At 59.1% G+C, this 17,024-nt stretch carries 17 protein-coding genes; 9 read left to right on the plus strand and 8 right to left on the minus strand.

What is annotated here, in order from left to right; genetic code table 11:
- Positions 1-137: 137 nt before the first annotated feature.
- Positions 138-542: a hypothetical protein gene (locus tag BOSE62_RS07170; RefSeq protein ID WP_159643716.1), complete on the plus strand. Its 405-nt coding sequence runs from the start codon at positions 138-140 to the stop codon at positions 540-542.
- Positions 543-616: 74 nt separating this feature from the next.
- Here the strand turns inward: BOSE62_RS07170 and dnaJ are convergent, their stop codons facing one another.
- Positions 617-1,771 carry a molecular chaperone DnaJ gene (dnaJ, locus tag BOSE62_RS07175; RefSeq protein ID WP_159647937.1) on the minus strand — a complete coding sequence of 385 codons (1,155 nt, stop codon included), beginning with the start codon at positions 1,769-1,771 and terminating at the stop codon, positions 617-619.
- Between the two features lie 105 nt (positions 1,772-1,876).
- On the minus strand, positions 1,877-3,820 hold the full coding sequence (gene dnaK / locus BOSE62_RS07180; RefSeq protein WP_159643718.1) for a molecular chaperone DnaK: 1,944 nt from the start codon (positions 3,818-3,820) through the stop codon (positions 1,877-1,879).
- A 193-nt stretch (positions 3,821-4,013) separates the two neighbouring features.
- Here dnaK and BOSE62_RS07185 point away from each other — a divergent pair, with 193 nt between their 5' ends.
- Together BOSE62_RS07185 and BOSE62_RS07190 are read left to right on the plus strand one after the other, a co-directional pair.
- Positions 4,014-4,466, plus strand: coding sequence for a copper chaperone PCu(A)C (locus BOSE62_RS07185; RefSeq protein WP_159643720.1), 453 nt, complete (start codon positions 4,014-4,016; stop codon positions 4,464-4,466).
- A 9-nt stretch (positions 4,467-4,475) separates the two neighbouring features.
- Positions 4,476-4,931: a vgr related protein gene (locus BOSE62_RS07190; protein WP_159643722.1), complete on the plus strand. Its 456-nt coding sequence runs from the start codon at positions 4,476-4,478 to the stop codon at positions 4,929-4,931.
- Between the two features lie 69 nt (positions 4,932-5,000).
- On the opposite strand, the gene BOSE62_RS07195 is transcribed toward BOSE62_RS07190, so the two are convergent.
- From BOSE62_RS07195 to BOSE62_RS07205, 3 genes are all read right to left on the minus strand, one after another.
- Complete coding sequence (locus BOSE62_RS07195; protein ID WP_159643724.1) at positions 5,001-5,681, minus strand: OmpW/AlkL family protein; 681 nt, start codon at positions 5,679-5,681, stop codon at positions 5,001-5,003.
- A 143-nt stretch (positions 5,682-5,824) separates the two neighbouring features.
- Positions 5,825-7,213, minus strand: coding sequence for an MATE family efflux transporter (locus BOSE62_RS07200; RefSeq protein WP_159643726.1), 1,389 nt, complete (start codon positions 7,211-7,213; stop codon positions 5,825-5,827).
- A 69-nt stretch (positions 7,214-7,282) separates the two neighbouring features.
- On the minus strand, positions 7,283-7,573 hold the full coding sequence (locus BOSE62_RS07205) for a glycine zipper domain-containing protein (protein ID WP_201295640.1): 291 nt from the start codon (positions 7,571-7,573) through the stop codon (positions 7,283-7,285).
- Between the two features lie 216 nt (positions 7,574-7,789).
- On the opposite strand from BOSE62_RS07205, the gene BOSE62_RS07210 reads away from it, so the two are divergent.
- Together BOSE62_RS07210 and BOSE62_RS07215 are read left to right on the plus strand one after the other, a co-directional pair.
- The gene (locus BOSE62_RS07210; RefSeq protein WP_159643730.1) at positions 7,790-8,950 is read left to right on the plus strand and encodes an indoleamine 2,3-dioxygenase; all 1,161 of its coding nucleotides are present in this window, start codon (positions 7,790-7,792) and stop codon (positions 8,948-8,950) included.
- A 99-nt stretch (positions 8,951-9,049) separates the two neighbouring features.
- The gene (locus tag BOSE62_RS07215) at positions 9,050-10,405 is read left to right on the plus strand and encodes a GntP family permease (protein WP_159643732.1); all 1,356 of its coding nucleotides are present in this window, start codon (positions 9,050-9,052) and stop codon (positions 10,403-10,405) included.
- Positions 10,406-10,579: 174 nt separating this feature from the next.
- On the opposite strand, the gene BOSE62_RS07220 is transcribed toward BOSE62_RS07215, so the two are convergent.
- A complete protein-coding gene (locus tag BOSE62_RS07220; RefSeq protein ID WP_236553895.1) occupies positions 10,580-11,173 on the minus strand; it encodes a PadR family transcriptional regulator in 594 nt (197 codons plus the stop codon).
- Between the two features lie 227 nt (positions 11,174-11,400).
- On the opposite strand from BOSE62_RS07220, the gene BOSE62_RS07225 reads away from it, so the two are divergent.
- The 3 genes from BOSE62_RS07225 to BOSE62_RS07235 all read left to right on the plus strand — a co-directional run bounded on the left by BOSE62_RS07225 (position 11,401) and on the right by BOSE62_RS07235 (position 14,125).
- Positions 11,401-12,528: a serine hydrolase domain-containing protein gene (locus BOSE62_RS07225; protein WP_201295641.1), complete on the plus strand. Its 1,128-nt coding sequence runs from the start codon at positions 11,401-11,403 to the stop codon at positions 12,526-12,528.
- A 91-nt stretch (positions 12,529-12,619) separates the two neighbouring features.
- On the plus strand, positions 12,620-13,408 hold the full coding sequence (locus tag BOSE62_RS07230; RefSeq protein WP_159643738.1) for an SDR family oxidoreductase: 789 nt from the start codon (positions 12,620-12,622) through the stop codon (positions 13,406-13,408).
- A 183-nt stretch (positions 13,409-13,591) separates the two neighbouring features.
- Positions 13,592-14,125, plus strand: a complete 534-nt coding sequence (locus BOSE62_RS07235; RefSeq protein WP_159643740.1) for a hypothetical protein — start codon at positions 13,592-13,594, stop codon at positions 14,123-14,125.
- Between the two features lie 143 nt (positions 14,126-14,268).
- On the opposite strand, the gene grpE is transcribed toward BOSE62_RS07235, so the two are convergent.
- Both grpE and hrcA read right to left on the minus strand, forming a co-directional pair.
- Positions 14,269-14,859 (minus strand): nucleotide exchange factor GrpE, encoded by a 591-nt coding sequence (gene grpE, locus BOSE62_RS07240; protein WP_159643742.1) that lies wholly within the window; start codon positions 14,857-14,859, stop codon positions 14,269-14,271.
- A 23-nt stretch (positions 14,860-14,882) separates the two neighbouring features.
- A complete protein-coding gene (gene hrcA / locus BOSE62_RS07245; protein ID WP_159643744.1) occupies positions 14,883-15,932 on the minus strand; it encodes a heat-inducible transcriptional repressor HrcA in 1,050 nt (349 codons plus the stop codon).
- A gap of 378 nt (positions 15,933-16,310) precedes the next feature.
- Here hrcA and rph point away from each other — a divergent pair, with 378 nt between their 5' ends.
- Positions 16,311-17,024, plus strand: a complete 714-nt coding sequence (gene rph, locus BOSE62_RS07250; RefSeq protein WP_159643746.1) for a ribonuclease PH — start codon at positions 16,311-16,313, stop codon at positions 17,022-17,024.

Below are 17,024 nucleotides of genomic sequence, written 5' to 3' on the forward strand. Positions count from 1 at the left end.
AGATCTCGCCGGAGGTGCGAAACGCCTGAATTCCGGTGCCTATAGCGCCTGTCACGCGGGAACGTGACGTGCGCCACGAGCAATCAGCCTGTAGGAACCTGCTTAACTGGAATATTAAGCGAAAAAGAATCGAAACCATGCTTTCTGAAATCGAACGGATTTTTCCGACAAATTGTAGCAATGTCAAAGTGGATATTGCCGCGATGGCAGCGGCAAGAAAGAAGCGCAGCGAGCTGTTCAACGAACAATATTTTACCAACAAGTTCTGGGATATCATATTGCTCCTGTACAGCCACGAGATCAACGAACTGCCGATCGACTCTGCCGAGATCGCCAATCATCTCGAAATCGATCAATCTTCGGTCTTGCGTTATCTGACCGCGCTCGAGAATGACGATATTGTCTGCGCCTATGATCTGGCGGAAGACGATTGTTTCGATCTGGCGCGCGACAAATTGTCGCTTACCCGGAGCGGATTCGAAAATGCAGGCATCATCGTGCAGCAGGTCCGCAAAATCCTGACTTCGATGCCGAACGTCTAGGCCGGCGGCACCACCAATTGCCCCGATACGGCAACCAGAAGCCCAACCGGCCGGTTAGACAGGATAAAAGACAATTATTCGGTCAGATCTTCCCAGGCATCTTTCAATTTCCCGAAAAATCCGGTTGAATTCGGCGTTTCATCCCCGGTTTCGGTTGCCTGGAAATCGCGCAATATCTGCCGTTGTTGCTTGGACAGTCGGGTCGGCGTTTCAACGTCAATCTGGACCACCATATCGCCGCTGCCGCGCCCTTGCAGAACCGGCATGCCGGCACCGCGCTGACGCAGCTGTTTGCCGCTCTGGATCCCGGCGGGAATCCGGATCTCATGCTTTTCACCATCAAGACCCGGAATGGTTATCTCTCCGCCCAGCGCGGCCAGAGTGAAACTGATCGGCGCGCGGGTGAACAGGGTTGTGCCTTCCCGTTCGAAGATATCGTGCCGGATCAGATGAATGAAAATATAGAGATCACCGGGAGGCGCACCCCGTGCTCCGGCTTCCCCCTTGCCGGACAACCGGATCCGTGTGCCGGTATCAACGCCGGCGGGAATATCCACTTCGAGCGTCTGCGGCTTGTCCACCCTGCCCTCGCCGTGACAGACATGGCACGGGCTCTCGATCACCTCGCCGCGGCCCTGGCAACTGGCGCAGGTCCGTTCAACGACGAAAAAGCCTTGTTGGGCGCGAACCTTGCCGTGGCCGTGACAGGTCGGGCATTGCCGGACACCGGTACCCGGTTCCGCTCCGGAACCGTCGCAGGCGTCGCAACCGACCGAGACATCAATTTCTATTTCGGTATGTTTGCCGTGAAAAGCGTCTTCGAGGGTGATTTCCATATCATAGCGGAGATCAGCACCACGCGCCGGGCCCCGCTGCTGTTGCTGGCCGCCAAAACCGCCACCGGCACCACCGCCGAAAATCGTTTCGAAAATGTCACCGATATCGTTGAAGGCTGCGCCGCCGAAACCGCCACCGCCGCCGGCATTATTGCCGCCGCCGTTGGTAAAGGCCTCATGCCCGTAGCGGTCATAGGCCGCCCGTTTTTGCGGGTCTTTCAGTACATCATAAGCTTCGCTGATCGACTTGAACTTGGCTTCCGCTTCCGCGTCGCCGGGATTCTTGTCGGGATGCCATTGCATCGCCAGTTTGCGATAGGATGATTTGAGCGTCGCACCGTCACAGTCGCGCGAAACGTTCAGTTGCTGATAATAATCGATTTCGGATGCCATACTCATGCTTCCCCCAAAGCGGAAGGACTGTCGCCCCCCGGCAAGCCGAAACCGCCGGACCTGGATCCGGCGGTTCCATCTTGCACGGGAACGACGTCCCGGTCTTTACTCAGCCGCCTTGGCGTCATCTTTCTTGTCGTCGTCAGAGTCGTCGACTTCCGAGAATTCGGCATCGACCACATCATCGTCGGCCTTGGCCGCCGCATCGGCGGCGGCAGCATCACCGGCGTCGCCGCCGGCAGCCTGCTCGGCTTCATAGATTTTCTGACCCATTTGCATGGAAACCTGCGCCAGCGCTTCGGACTTGGCCGTCATCGCGTCGGGATCGCCAGATTCAATGGCTTCCTTGGTTTCCTCGAGCGCCGCCTCGATCTGGCCCTTCAGATCAGCGTCGATCTTGTCGCCATGCTCTTCGAGCTGCTTCTCGGTGGTGTGGACCAGGCTTTCGGCATTATTCTTGGCTTCCGCCTCGGCCCGCCGTTTCTTGTCTTCTTCCGCAAATTTCTCGGCATCCTGAACCATCTGGTCGATATCGCTATCGCTCAGACCACCGGAAGCCTGGATCTTGATCTGCTGTTCCTTGCCCGTGCCCTTGTCTTTCGCAGACACGTTGACGATGCCGTTGGCATCGATGTCGAAAGTCACGTCGATCTGCGGCACACCGCGCGGTGCTGGCGGAATGCCGACCAGGTCAAACTGGCCGAGCATCTTGTTGTCCGCCGCCATTTCACGCTCGCCCTGGAACACGCGGATCGTCACGGCCTGCTGATTGGCATCAGCGGTCGAGTAAACCTGCGACTTTTTCGTCGGGATCGTCGTGTTGCGGTCGATCATGCGGGTAAATACACCGCCGAGGGTTTCGATACCCAGCGACAGAGGCGTCACGTCGAGCAGCAGGACGTCTTTGACGTCCCCCTGCAGAACACCGGCCTGAATGGCAGCGCCCATGGCGACAACCTCATCCGGGTTCACCCCGACATGCGGTTCCTTGCCGAAGAATTTCTGCACGGTTTCGCGCACCAGCGGCATGCGGGTCATCCCGCCGACCATGACGACATCGTCGATCTCGCTGGCTTCGACGCCGGCATCTTTCAGAGCCTTCTTACAAGGGTCGAGCGTGCGTTTGACCAGATCGCCAACCAGCTTTTCGAGATCGGAGCGGCTGATCGACTTGACGAGATGCTTCGGTCCGTTCTGGTCCGCGGTGATGAACGGCAGGTTGACTTCGGTCGTCTGCGCGCTGGAAAGCTCGATCTTCGCTTTTTCGGCCGCTTCCTTGAGGCGCTGCAGCGCGAGCTTGTCCTTCGTGAGGTCGATGCTTTCGGCTTTCTTGAAGTCAGCGGCGAGAAACTCGACCAGCTTGGCGTCAAAATCTTCACCGCCGAGGAACGTGTCACCGTTGGTCGATTTCACTTCGAACACGCCGTCGCCGATTTCGAGGATCGAAATATCGAACGTACCGCCGCCCAAGTCATAAACCGCAATGGTCTTGCCGTCATTCTTGTCGAGGCCGTAAGCCAGCGCCGCCGCAGTCGGCTCGTTGATGATACGCAGCACTTCAAGGCCAGCGATCTTGCCGGCATCCTTGGTCGCCTGACGCTGGGCGTCGTTGAAATAGGCCGGAACGGTAATAACCGCCTGGGTCACCGTTTCACCGAGATAGCCTTCGGCGGTCTCTTTCATCTTCTGCAGCGTATAGGCAGAAATCTGGGACGGGCTGTAATCGTCACCGCCAGCCTTGACCCACGCATCGCCGTTGGACCCCTTGACGATTTCATAAGGGACCAGCTCCATGTCTTTTTTCGTCATCGGATCATCGAACCGGCGACCGATCAGGCGCTTCACCGCAAAGATCGTGCTTTCCGGATTGGTGACAGCCTGACGCTTTGCCGGCTGGCCAATCAGGCGCTCGCCATCCTTGGTGAATGCAACGACGGACGGTGTGGTCCGCGCGCCTTCCGAATTTTCGATAACCTTCGGCTTGCCGCCGTCCATAACGGCAACACAGCTGTTGGTGGTGCCCAGATCAATTCCGATAACTTTACCCATAAATCCCTCGATCAATTTTCTAACATTAGCAAAATTGCCGCCCGGCCCTGTTCAAGTGGCACCGCGTACGGCTTCGTGAAGCGATATAGGTGGCATTTTCCTTGGCACAAGACGTGAGACATTCTACATTTAAAAAATCAACGCAAAACACCCCTATCGGGACAGAAATACAGTGGTTTAACGAGGTGTCACTATGAACAAGCTCTCTATCATGCTCACCGCATCCGCCTCCTTGCTGCTCGCTTCATGCGGCCAGGGAGACTTTCTTCACGCAGACAATGCCGTGGTTAACCTGTCCCCCGTGGAAGACAATCCCTCCTCCGGCTACATGGATTTGCATGGCGGCCGTGTCGATGTCGAACTGGTCGGCGTAACCTCCGACGATGTATTGCGCATGGAGATGCACGAAACGACCGAGGAAGACGGCATGATGAGCATGGCCAAGCTCAAATCTATTCCGGTCCCGGCCGGCGAAACGGTCAAGCTGGAACCCGGCGGGAAGCATCTGATGATCTGGGGCGTTGGCGAAGGTTCGAAGAAACGCGGATTGCTGACCATGACCCTGATCTATTCGAATGACGAACGGATCGAGATTGATGCCGTGGTCCGGAAAGTCGGCGAACCCGCGCCGGTTGCCGACGAATAGAACGTCCGGGTGGCAGGCCGTCCGCTGACCCCATCCGAAGTCCAGCTGTGCCGGTCCGTGTTCGGGCAGGTCATTGACTATGACAGGGTGCGGATATTCAATCGCAAATGGTGGTTGTTCCAGCCTCGCAGTGTCACCATGGCACCGGACGGGAATCTCTGGTTTCATCCGGAAAGCGACCTGTTCTGCGATGATTTCTGCGGATCGTCGCGAAATATCCAGGCCCTGTTCATCCACGAGATGGTGCATGTCTGGCAGCACCAGCAGGGTATATTCCTGCCGCTCGCGCGCCATCCCTTCTGCCGCTATGAATATGCACTGGAGCCGGGCAAGCCTTTCGCCGACTATGGCATCGAACAGCAAGCGGAAATCGTCAGCCACCATTTTCTGCTGCAAAATGGAGCGATACTGAAAAATGACTATCATACCGCCGATTTTCAGGAGCTATTGCCCTTTTTCGGATGATTGGAAAACATAAAAATGGCCGGAAAGCACCCTTCCCGGCCATTCTGTGGCAATCAGCCTGCCCCCGCTTCAGAAACGGTAGGCGAACCCGGCGCTGACCACCCAGGGATCAATCCGGTGGCGGGTCCGCAACACTTCCGTATCGCCAGCATACCAGCGGGCCGTCGTATTGACGAAATAGCGTTTCGCATCGACGCTCAGCCCCAGCCCCTTGTCGTTCAGCGGCAGGTCAAAACCGGCCTGCAGAGCAAAACCGACCTTGTCGTTCATCTTCTGCCGTGTCGCGCCCAGCGCCTGGGCCGTGCTTCCCGCCTTTTCGTCGATGAAGATGAAATAGGTCGGGCCGGCACCGACATAGGGCTTGAACCCGCTACCGTCGCCGAAATGATATTTCGCGGTCAGGGTTGCCGGGATTATATTGGCGTTCGACACCAGCCCCGCGCCGTCCAGCGGCCCGGTGCCGGTCACATCATGCTGGGTGACGCAGCAGATGGTTTCGAGCGAGAAATTGGGAGTGAAGAAATATTCGGCAGCGATCGTCGGAACGAAATTGTCATCAGCCTCGGTCTGGGTGCCGGCGGGCAATCCGATATTGTCCAGTTCAACCGAGGTGATCTTGCCATCGGGCGCAACCAGCGTGGCCATAGCCTTGACCTGGATTTTTCCGTCGGTCGAACCGGCCACGGCCGGTCCACTGATGCCTACGGCCAGAGCTGCGGCTGTTGCGACCAGATTCAGTCTGTTTTTCATGTCTTTCAATCCCTGTATGGTTTCTGACCGAGGCCATTAAAGGGACGGAAAAATGAGGGACATACGCAATAGTCCTGATATGCAGAAGAGACAGGCCAGCCATTGCGACTTGGCCAAGTTCGGAGCCGTTCAGGCACCCTCGCCTATGGCAGAAGACCGAGTCTTTCGCGCATCATCCAGCGTGCCAGCATCAGCACCGAAACCACGCCCAGCCCGCCGGCCAGCCCGGTCCAGATGCCAACGCCCTCCCAGCCCTGCCAGAAGGCCAGGCCGGCACCCAGGCCCATGCCGATGAACCAATACCCCATCAGCGCGAACAGCATCGGTACAGTGGTATCATGCAGGCCGCGCAACATACCCGCGCCGACGACTTGCGCGCCGTCGACGATCTGGAAAATCGCGGCAATCGCAAGGAAGCTGACCGCGAGCGCGGCGACTTCGGCGTTGCCCGGCGCGCTCGCGTCAATGAACATAGAGATCAGCAGGTCGGGAGCCAGAACGAAGACCAGCGCCATCGCTGCCATGAAGGCCGTGCCGAGGGTGAAGCTGACCCAGCCAGCACGCTTGATCCCTTCACGATTGTTCCGGCCATATTGAATGCCGACGCGGACCGTTGCGGCTTGTGCCAGCCCCATCGGTACCATGAAGGTCAGCGAGGCGAGTTGCAGCGCAATGGCGTGGGCCGCCACCGATTCTGCGCTGATCAGTCCCATCAGCAGGGCCGCGACGCCAAAGACCGAGCCTTCCAGCCCCATAGTGATGGCGATCGGCAGCCCCAGTTTCCACATCGCCCGGAAGCGTGGCCAGTCGCTGCGCCAGAACCGGCCGAACAGATGGTAGCGGCGGAAGCGTTTGTGCAACAATACCACCAGCACCATGCCGCCGAACATCAGGACATTGGTGATAACACTGCCGATGCCCGCACCAATAACACCGAAGGCCGGCACACCGAATTTGCCGAAAATCAGTGCATAATTGAACAATGCATTGGACAGCACGCCGATGACGCTGATGACCAGCGCCCAGACCGGCTGTTCCAGCGCCGAAATAAAATTGCGCAATATGAGGAAGAAAAGAAAGGGCAGGATCGACCACATATAGGCGCTGATATAGGTGCCGGCTATGACCGCCAGATCGGGCTGCTGGCCGAACAGCAGCAATATGGACTCGGTGTTCCAGAGCAGGATCCAGAACGGCACGAGAACCGCCACCGCCATCCACATGGCCTGACGGAACGTGCGCCGGACATCGCGGACGCTGTGCTGCATCCGGCCGATTTGCGTCGCCATCATCGGCGCAGAGGCCGTGATCAACCCCATGCAGAATATCGCCGCTGTCATCGCCAGATTGTAACCGAGCGTGGCTCCGGCAAGTTGGGGTGCCCCCAGCCAGCCGAGCATCAGCACGTCGGTCGCCCCGATCAGAGCCATTGTCAGATTGGAAAGAATCAGTGGCCAGGCAAGCGCCAGCGTGGCGCGCAGTTCATGCCGCCAGGGATATTGCTCTCGCAGATCGGGAGACACGCCGCTCATAGGCGCGCGTTAGACCAAGGCGCGGTATCAAGCCAGTGAAACCGCGCCTCGGTCTATATAGTCGCGATATTATCGCGGATCGCGGGGATAGCCGCGGGTTCCGTAACAGTCGTCATCGAGCCGTCCGTTGCGGTCATAGCCGTCGCAGCCGTCGTTCTTGTCGATAAAATAGCCACCCGCTGCGCCCGCTGCTGCACCGATAGCGGCACCTTCCAGCACATCGCCGCCGGTAAGCGCGCCGATGGCAGCGCCTGCCGCCGCGCCCGCTCCGGCGCCTTCTGCCGCATAATTTTGCGCGCAGGCCGTCAGGCCGAATGCCGCCGTCGTGGCGATCGCCAATTGTCTAGCCCAGATGATCATCTTCATTCTCCTCGCGATTTGTTCGGGTAGCCATTCAACACCCGGAACCCGCTATGGTTCCTGAACAGGCGAACTTTGCAAGGCAGAACGCATTCAGGGCGCGACCGACTGCTTCAGACCGGCCCGCTTGAATACATTTGCCCCTGTTGATTTCATTTGATACCATATGCCCGTTGAGCAAGCGGCCCAACCCGCGCTTGCGCCAATGGTGACCTTATGAAATTGTCCGATTATGATATGTCCGCTTCCCGCGGATTTCTCTCGCATTTCGAAATTGTCGATATCGACCTTCCCGATATATTTGCCCCGATCGCGACGGCGGCGGAAAATCTCCCGGGCCTGATGACCACCGGCCGGGTGCGACACTGGCTGAAGCAATTGCCAGCGCTCGATCTTTCCGACTGGGCCGCAAATGCCCCCGAAGAACAGGTCCGGGTGGCGATGGTCCGTTATTCTTTCCTCGTGCAGGCCTACGTGTGGGGCGAGAGCGAGCCGCCGACCGCCCTGCCCGCCAATCTCGCCCGACCGATGGTGGCGCTGGCCGACCGGCTCGATCAGGCGCCGTTACTGCCCTATAGCGGCTATGTGCTCGACAATTGGGCGCGGCTGGACCGCAACGGTCCGATTGCACTCGACAATGTCTATATGGTGCAGAATTTCTTCGGCGGAGCGGATGAGAACTGGTTCGTCCTGATCCATGTAGCAATCGAGGCAGCGGCCGGCCCGCTTCTCGGCCTTGCCTGCGATCTGGTCGAAGCCGCCCGTGCGAAGGACACTGCCAGAACGACGGCATTTCTTGAGGGAATGGACAGCCACTGGGACGCAGTAAACGCGATCTTCGACCGGATGCCGGACCGCTGCGATCCCTATATCTATTATCAGCGGGTGCGGCCCTATATCCACGGCTGGGCCAATAATCCCGCGCTGCCCGACGGCCTGATCTACGAAGGCGTCGATAAATATCAGGGCAAGGGCCAGTCGTTTCGCGGCCAGACCGGGTCACAAAGCTCGATCGTCCCGAGCATGGACGCCTTGTTCCAGGTGCAACACGGCAATGACCCGCTGCGCAGTTTTCTCGACGAACTGCACGCCTATCGGCCGGTCCAGCACCGGCGCTTTATCGAGGATCTGCGCGTACAGAGCCGGTTGCGGGAATTTGCTACTGCCAGCGGCGATGCGGCGCTCAGAAAGGCTTTCAACGCCAGCGTCGAGCAGGTTGCGCGGTTCCGCACGCGGCATCTGGAATATGCCGCAAGCTATATCAACAAGCAGGCGTCAAACGGCAAAGGCAATGATCCCGAGGTCGGCACCGGTGGCACGCCGTTTATGAAATATCTGAAGAAACACCGCGACGAGAACCGGGCGCAATTGATCTGATAAGGGCGGCGCCCGTCCACTAAAGATGGTGGTTTTAGCAGTTGCGCGCCGGGCCTGGCCTCTGCCATTAGGCAGCGCTCAAGTTTCGGGGGGATGTTCATGCTATCGACAATCGGTCTAATCGGCGGACTGGCGCTGCTCATCTGGATGACGGTGCGGGGAGTGAATATCCTCATCGCCGGGCCGGTTGCCGCCGCACTTGTCGCGCTCACCAGCGGCATCGCCTGGCTGCCACCGCTGGCCGCAGCGGGCGCTCCTGATTTCGCGACGGCCTATATGGACGGCTTCGTCGGCTTCTTTAAAAGCTGGTTCTTCATGTTCCTGCTCGGCGCGATATTCGGCGAGATCATGGGGGCCAGCGGCGCGGCCGCCAGCGTCGCCCACTGGGTGATCGAGAAGATCGGGATCAAACATGCGGTGCTTGCCGTGGTCGCGGCCTGCGCGATCCTTACCTATGGCGGGGTCAGCGTGTTCATCGTCTCGTTCAGCGTCTATTCGCTGGCGGTGCATCTGTTTCGCGAGGCGGATCTGCCGCGGCGCTTCATCCCGGCGGCGCTGGCCTTTGGATCGGTGACCTTTACCATGACCAGCGCTGGCAGCCCGGAAATCCAGAATCTGATCCCGATGGAATATCTCGGTACCACCGCTTATGCCGGCTGGCAGGTCAGCCTGGTGATCGCGCTGTTCATGGCGGTTACCGGGCAATATTGGCTCAACCATATGGTCAAGCGCGCCGTCGCCAAGGGCGAGCATTTTGTCGGCCGCGAAACGGATGACCAGAACAGCGACTATAGCAATCTGCCTGCGCCCCTGCTCTGCATCCTGCCGCTGGTCGCGGTGCTGGCGATCTTTCTGATCTTCCAATATCCGCAGGATATGGGGCCGCTCTCGGCGATCCTGCCGCAACAATCGCTGGACAAATGGGCGCTGGTGGCGGCTTTGGGATCCGGCGCGGTGGTCGCGCTGACCGTTGGCTACCAGAAGCTCGGATCGATGCCGGAAGCCTTTTCGCGCGGCGCGACCAGCGCGGTGGTGGCGATCACCAATACTTGCGCCGTGGTAGGATTTGGCTCCGTTGCCAAGCTATCACCAGCCTTTCAGGAAGCGCTCATTCTGGTTCAGAATATTCCGGGCAGCCCGCTGATCGGCGCGGCCATTGCCGTTACCGTGATCGCCGGACTCACCGGTTCGGCATCGGGTGGCCAGTCGATCGCCCTGCCCCTGATCGCGCCCCATTATATCGATGTCGGCGCGCAGCCCGACGAGCTGCACCGCGTCGTCGCCATCTCCTCCGGCGCGCTCGATAGCCTGCCGCATAATGGCTATGTCGTGACCACGATCCGCGCGGTTTGCGGGGAAACCCATAAGGATGCCTATGGCGCGGTGGGCGCGCTGACCGTGGTGATACCGGTAATCGGGACGATCATGGCGGTCATCCTGTTCGGGATCTTCTAGCGCTCAGGCGGCCCTTTACCGCCGCGTAGCCCAAAATCCGTCGACGACTGGAAGAATTGGAAGCATGTCGCGCCTTGCGGGCAAACGAGAAGGATAGTTAATATTTTACCTTAACTATCTCTCATAATTGTTTGTTTTATTTAATTTATTAAGCCTATTAATCGGAGAGAATTTCTATTTCAACCGCTCGATTTTGCTCGCGGCCTCGTCGATGATCGCGGTGACGTCCAGGATCTTGTCCGATCCCTTTTCCTCTTCGGCCAGCCGGATGCGGATCGCGCTTTTCAGATTGTGCATCGCGCGGCGCACGGACGCGCCATCGCTGGCCTCGCCCATTTTCGATACGCCTTCCAGCCGGGCCAGAATTTCCTCGATATGGGCCGCTTCCTCGTCCAGACGGGCGGAACCCGCTTCGGTGATCGAGTAGATCTTCTTGCCGTCGCCATCGACCTTTTCGTCAATCAGGTCCATTTCCGCCATCAGGGTCAGCGTCGGATAGACGATCCCCGGGCTGGGCGCATAAAGGCCGCCGGTCAGATCCTCGATCTGACGGATCAGATCATAACCGTGCCGCGGTTCCTCGGCGATCAGATGCAGCGCCAGCAGCTTCAGCTCGCCGCGCCGGAACATCCGGGCGCGTCTTTTGCCCCTTGCCCCTTCAAAGGCAGCCTGCGCAAAGGCCCGTGCGAATTTCTCGCCGGCCGCTCCACCGGGCCCGCGACCATGTCCCCGGCCCCGACCGCGGCCACCGCCGGGTCCAAATTTCATTCCATGTCTCATATTCTGGTCTTTCATCCTTTCTAAGATATTTTAAAGATATATCTTAATAAGCTCTTTACAAGCGCGTTACGACGAAAAATTTCCAACTGTTTGAGAATATGCCGGAAAATCTCGCGGAATCTTTCGTCCCGCGGCCTACCCTGTCCGGCCCAAAGATACTGGACTCGCACTCCCAAGCTGTTAATCAAACAGTTAAAGTCTGGATGGAGAGAAGAATGACAGCCCCGATATACGGCACCTGCGACCCGCGCTTTGCGCCGGTCAAAGCGGCCTTTGAAAAGAATTTCAGCGAACATGACGATCTCGGCGCCTCGGTGGCGATCACGCTGAACGGCGAATTTGTCGTCGATCTCTGGGGTGGCCATCTTGACGAGGCGCGCACCGAAGAATGGCGGGAAGACACGCTGGTCAATGTCTGGTCGAGCACCAAGACGATGGCGGCCATGTCGCTGCTGCTGCTCGCCGATCGCGGCGAGGTCGATCTATGTGCAAAAGCCGGCACATATTGGCCGGAATTTGCCCAGAATGGCAAGGAAGACGTCGAAGTCCGGCATTTTCTCTCCCATAGTGCCGGCCTGTCCGGCATGGACGACAAGGTCGAGGGCGACGCGCTTTATGATTGGGACTGGATGACCTCCTCATTGGCGAATCAGGAACCATGGTGGCAACCGGGCACGCAATCGGGCTATCACGCCCTCACCCAGGGCCATCTGATCGGCGAAATCGTCCGCCGGGTCACCGGCCAGACGATCGGTAATTTCTTCCGTCAGGAAATCGCCGAGCCAACCGGCGCGGATTTCCATATCGGCGCGGATGAATCGCTCGACGCGCGCATCACCAATCTGGTGCCGCCGAAGAGCGGCCCTGCCCCCAGCCCGGATTCGATTGCCGGCCGCACCTTTGCCAATCCCGGCGTCGACGCGACCGAGCCGAGAAGGCGCGCCTGGCGCGCGGCGGAAATCCCCGCCGCCAATGGTCAGGGCAATGCCCGCAGCATCGTCCGCGCCCAGACAGCCATGGCCAATGGCGGCCAGGCCTTCGGCAAGACGATCCTGTCGGAAGCCGGAACCAAGCGGATCTTCGACAAGCAGACCGAAGGCACCGATCTGGTGCTTGGCCTGCCGCTGACCTTTGGCATGGGCTATGGGCTGAACAACCCGGCCACGCCGATCAGCCCCAATGCCAACACCGCTTTCTGGGGCGGTTATGGCGGATCGTCGGTGATCATCGATCAGGACGCAGGCCTGTGCTTCTCCTATGTCATGAACAAGATGGAATCCGGCCTGCTTGGCGATCCGAGAGGCTTCGGGCTGGCGGCGGCCATGTATATGTCGATGGCTTAGCCAGAGGCTGGGCGTTGCCCATAATGGCTAGTCGGCACGGCGCGACGATCCCGCTAGACCAGCCGTTCAAGTTTTCACGATAGAGGCCGATATGGATCTGGGAATTGCGGGCAAAATTGCGCTGGTCAATGGCGGGAGCGCCGGATTGGGTCGCGGGGCGGCTCTGGCACTGGCCAGAGAAAAGACCGAATTATTCGTCACCGCCCGCGGCGAAGAGCGACTGCTTCAGACCTGCGAAGAGCTGGCCCGCGAAACCGGCGCCAATATCACGCCGATTGTCGCCGATCACAGCAGCGATGAAGGCCGCGAGACTATCCTCTCCATCTGTCCCAGTCCGGATATATTGGTCGCCACCTGCTCCCCACCCCCTTTCTCCGGCGATTTCCGCACCGTCGGCCGCGCGGAATGGGAAGAAGCGCTGTCGCTGACCCTGCTCAGCCCGGTGGAGTTTATCAAATCGGTGATCGACGGCATGGTTGAGCGCAAATGGGGCCGGATCGTCAATATCGCCACCGGCGCGGCCAAATATCCGGCCGCGATGCGCGTATTGTCCGGACCACCACGCGCCGCTCTGGTCAACTATACGGTTGCGGTGGCGAAGCAGGTCGCGAAACATGGGGTGACGATCAACAATATCCTGCCCGGCATGCATCACACGGACGGGATCAGAGGCATGTTCGACAGCCAGGCCGAAGCCAATGGCACCAGCTATGACGAGGAGGTCGCGAAATTTGTCAAACAGGTCCGGATCCCGGTCGGGCGCTTTGGCGACGCGGAAGATATGGGCATGTTTGTCGCAATGTTCTGCAGCGAGATGGCGGGCTATGCGACCGGACAGAGTCTGGTGGTCGATGGCGGCATGGGCAATTCGATTTTCTAGCTGCGGTCCGCGCGGTTAATTCGCGCGCGTCGAGACGATGTATTTCCCGGTGTGGGCTGCGGCTGGACGACATTGTCGCGGGCGGGCCGGTTACCGGCTGGCACTGACATGACGGATGTGTATTTCATCGCTGTTGTTTAGAATTTTTTCAATGATTTGCGCTAGAGATGGACGATGAATGAAATGTCCATAGACATCGAAGCGGCTCGGGAAATCAGCAGCATTTCAACCACATTCAATATGGATGAGGCACATATTCTGCATAGCAAGATTATCGCTGAATGCGCATCTGTGGAGCGATGGCTGTTCAATCAGATTTCACTGTTCCAAAAACCGGCAATGATGCTTTCTCAAAAAATCGATCAAATGGAAAAACTGCTCGATCAAGACGAAAATCCATCGAAGCTCGCTAAAAAGATGAAGGTGCGCTTGACCGCATTCAGACCGTTCGCTCAGTTTAGATCCGAAATTGCGCACTCCGAGATGAGTTGGGCAACGCGGGGATCTGAAATCATTATCTTATTCGAAAATGCTGCCCAAATCTGCCAGCCTCTAGTCCGCAAAATAACAGCTATGTCGATGGATGACTTGAGAAATGTTCGGATCGGTATCGCAAAAGCGGAGAACGAACTGACGATGCTGGACATCGGCCTCAAACCATCTTGCACATCTCAGCCGGCGAAGACCTCCGTCACCCCAGCGAAGGCGGGGATCTAATCTCAAGGTAGCAAGAGACATACAGGCGGGCCGGATGCCAGCCTCCGCTGGCATGACGGTTCCTGATAGGAAAATATTGGCGGTTTGGCCCTCGTGCGCGAAAGTCAGGCAACCAGGCTAAAGAGACGCGTGCAGCCGGCGGACTACTCCGGCTTCTTCGCCACGCCCACAAACGCCGGCCGCAGCAGCCGGTCCTTGATCATGTAACCGGCCTGCATTTCCTGCACGATCGTGCCGGGTTCTTCATCGTCGGTCGGAATTTCGACCATCGCCTGATGCTGGTTGGGATCAAGCGGCAGGCCGACCGAGGCGACCCGCTTGATGCCGTTTTTCTCGAACACGGATTGCAGCTCGCGGCCGGTGGCCTCGATGCCGTTGATCAGGCCCTTCCACTTTTCCTCGTCCTTGACCTCGGCGGGAATGGCTTCGAGGGCGCGGTTCATATTGTCCATGACCGAGAGCATGTCGCGGGCAAAGCCCGTCGCGGCATAGGCGCGGGCGTCCTGCGCGTCCTTTTCGAGACGGCGTCGGACATTCTGGGTTTCCGCCTGAGCATAGAGCACCGCCTGCTGGGCTTCGGCCAGTTCATTCTCCAGAGCTTCGATACGGTTGTCGGCATTTTCCGGCTGGGAGGCTTCCGCTTCCCCGCCCTCTTTCATCGACTCCGGCACGCCTTCCAGTTCGGCGGCGGCATCGGCATCATTTTGTCCGGGATTCTGCTTGGTATCGCTCATGTTCTAAATCACTCTAATTTCTATCATTTGGTCAACAAACGCGACAGGCTCTGCGCGGTAAAGTCTACCATGGGTACGACGCGCGCGTAATTCAACCTTGTCGGGCCGATTACACCGACCACGCCGACCACCTGTCCGTCGCTGTCCTTGTAGGGCGCCGCTATCACAGATGAGCCGGAAAGCGAGAATAATTTATTCTCCGCGCCGATAAATATTTTGGCCGCCTCGGCATCGCGGGCATTGTCGAGCAGACGGGCGATTTCCTGCTTGCCCTCCAGCTCGTCGAGCAGGCGGCGCACCCGGTCGAGGTCCTCGAGCGCGCTATTGTCCTGCAGGAGATTCGCCTGTCCACGCACGATCAGCACCGGCCGGTCGGCCGGATCGCGGCTCCAGGTCACCATGCCGGCCTTGACCAGCTCTTCCGACGCCTTGTCGATCGCCAGCTCGCCGGCACTGATTTCCCGGTCGAGCTGGACCAGCGCCTGCGACAGGGATTGCCCGCCGTAGCGGGCGGTGAGATAATTGCCCGCCTCGACCAGCGCCGATTCCGAAACGCCGGGCGGCAGGTCAAGCACACGGTTTTCGACCGCGCCGTCCTGTGACACGAGGATCGCCAGCCCCTGCCCCTCGGACAGTTTGACGAAACTGAATTGTTTGAGCAACGGCTCGCGCTTTGGCACCAGCACCAGACCGGCGCAGGAGGACAGGCCGGACAAGATCGAGGTCGTGGCGCGCAGGGCGTCCTCGACCGGCCCCTGTTCGGTGATCTGCCGCTCGATCGCGTCGCGCTCCTGCTGCGAGGGGGCCGCCGCCTGCATCATGCCGTCGACAAACAGCCGCAGGCCAAGTTCGGTCGGCATCCGTCCGGCGCTGGTGTGCGGCGCGGCTAGCAGGCCCAGCTCCTCAAGATCCTGCATGACATTGCGGATCGAGGCGGGGGAAAGCTCCAGCCCCGGCGCCTTCGATATGGTCCGCGACCCGACCGGCGCGCCGGTGTCGAGATAGGATTCCACCACGACGCGGAAAATATCCTGCGCCCGCGTGGTCATTTCGGTGATCGGGGTGGTGGTCATGGGTTATAGATAGGTGAATTGTCGGGAGGTTTCCAGCGCGCAATTGAGAGCTGCTGTGCTCCGCACTTGATGCGGAGCTCTGGAGGTGGAGACTGCTATCCGCCGCACAAGCTCCGCATCAAGTGCGGAGCACAGAAACACGTGATACTCACCCGCTCCCACCGGGAGAGGCAACCGGAGCTTGGCCTTTTTGATAACTAGCGCAGGTCGGTGAGGGATTTTATGCTATCGAAAGGGCGTACCCCCTCACCACCGTCGCCTTGGGCAGCGAGCAGACAAGGCTTTGCTATCTTTTCCCTCAAGGGGAGAGGATGAGCGTTGTTGCCTCTCCCTGCGCGAGCGGTTAAGGACGCGCCAACTCAAAATAAGGAACATCACATGCGACCATCGGGCCGTGCGCCGGACGAAATGCGCGCCATTTCCATCGAAACCGGATTTACCAAACATGCCGAAGGAAGCTGCCTGATCAGCTTTGGCGATACCAAGGTGATCTGCACCGCCAGTATCGAAGAGCGCATTCCGCCATGGCTGCGCGGCAAGGGCGAAGGCTGGGTCACCGGCGAATATTCGATGCTGCCGCGGGCGACCAATACCCGAAATTCGCGCGAAGCGGCGCGCGGCAAGCAGAGCGGCCGGACGCAGGAAATCCAGCGGCTGATCGGGCGCTCTCTCCGCGCAGTCGTCGACATGAAGAAGCTGGGCGAACGCCAGATCACCGTCGATTGCGACGTCATACAGGCGGATGGCGGTACCCGCACAGCTTCGATCAGCGGCGCCTGGGTGGCGCTGCGCCTCGCGGTTAACGGTCTGCTCGATATGAAGCTGATCAGCGAAGATCCGATCGAACAGAAAATCGCCGCGATCAGCTGCGGCATTTTTGACGGCACGCCGGTGCTCGACCTTGACTATGACGAGGACAGCAACGCCGGCGCCGACGCCAATTTCGTGCTGACCGGCGACGGCAATATCGCCGAGGCGCAGGCGACTGCCGAGGGTCAGACTTTTGACGACGAAGGCCTGATGCGGCTGATGCGGCTGGCCAAAATCGGCTGCGACCGGATTTTCGAAGCGCAGGACAAGGCGGTCGGATAG

The sequence above is a fragment of the Sphingorhabdus sp. 109 genome, from assembly GCF_902506555.1.
Lineage (GTDB): Bacteria > Pseudomonadota > Alphaproteobacteria > Sphingomonadales > Sphingomonadaceae > Parasphingorhabdus.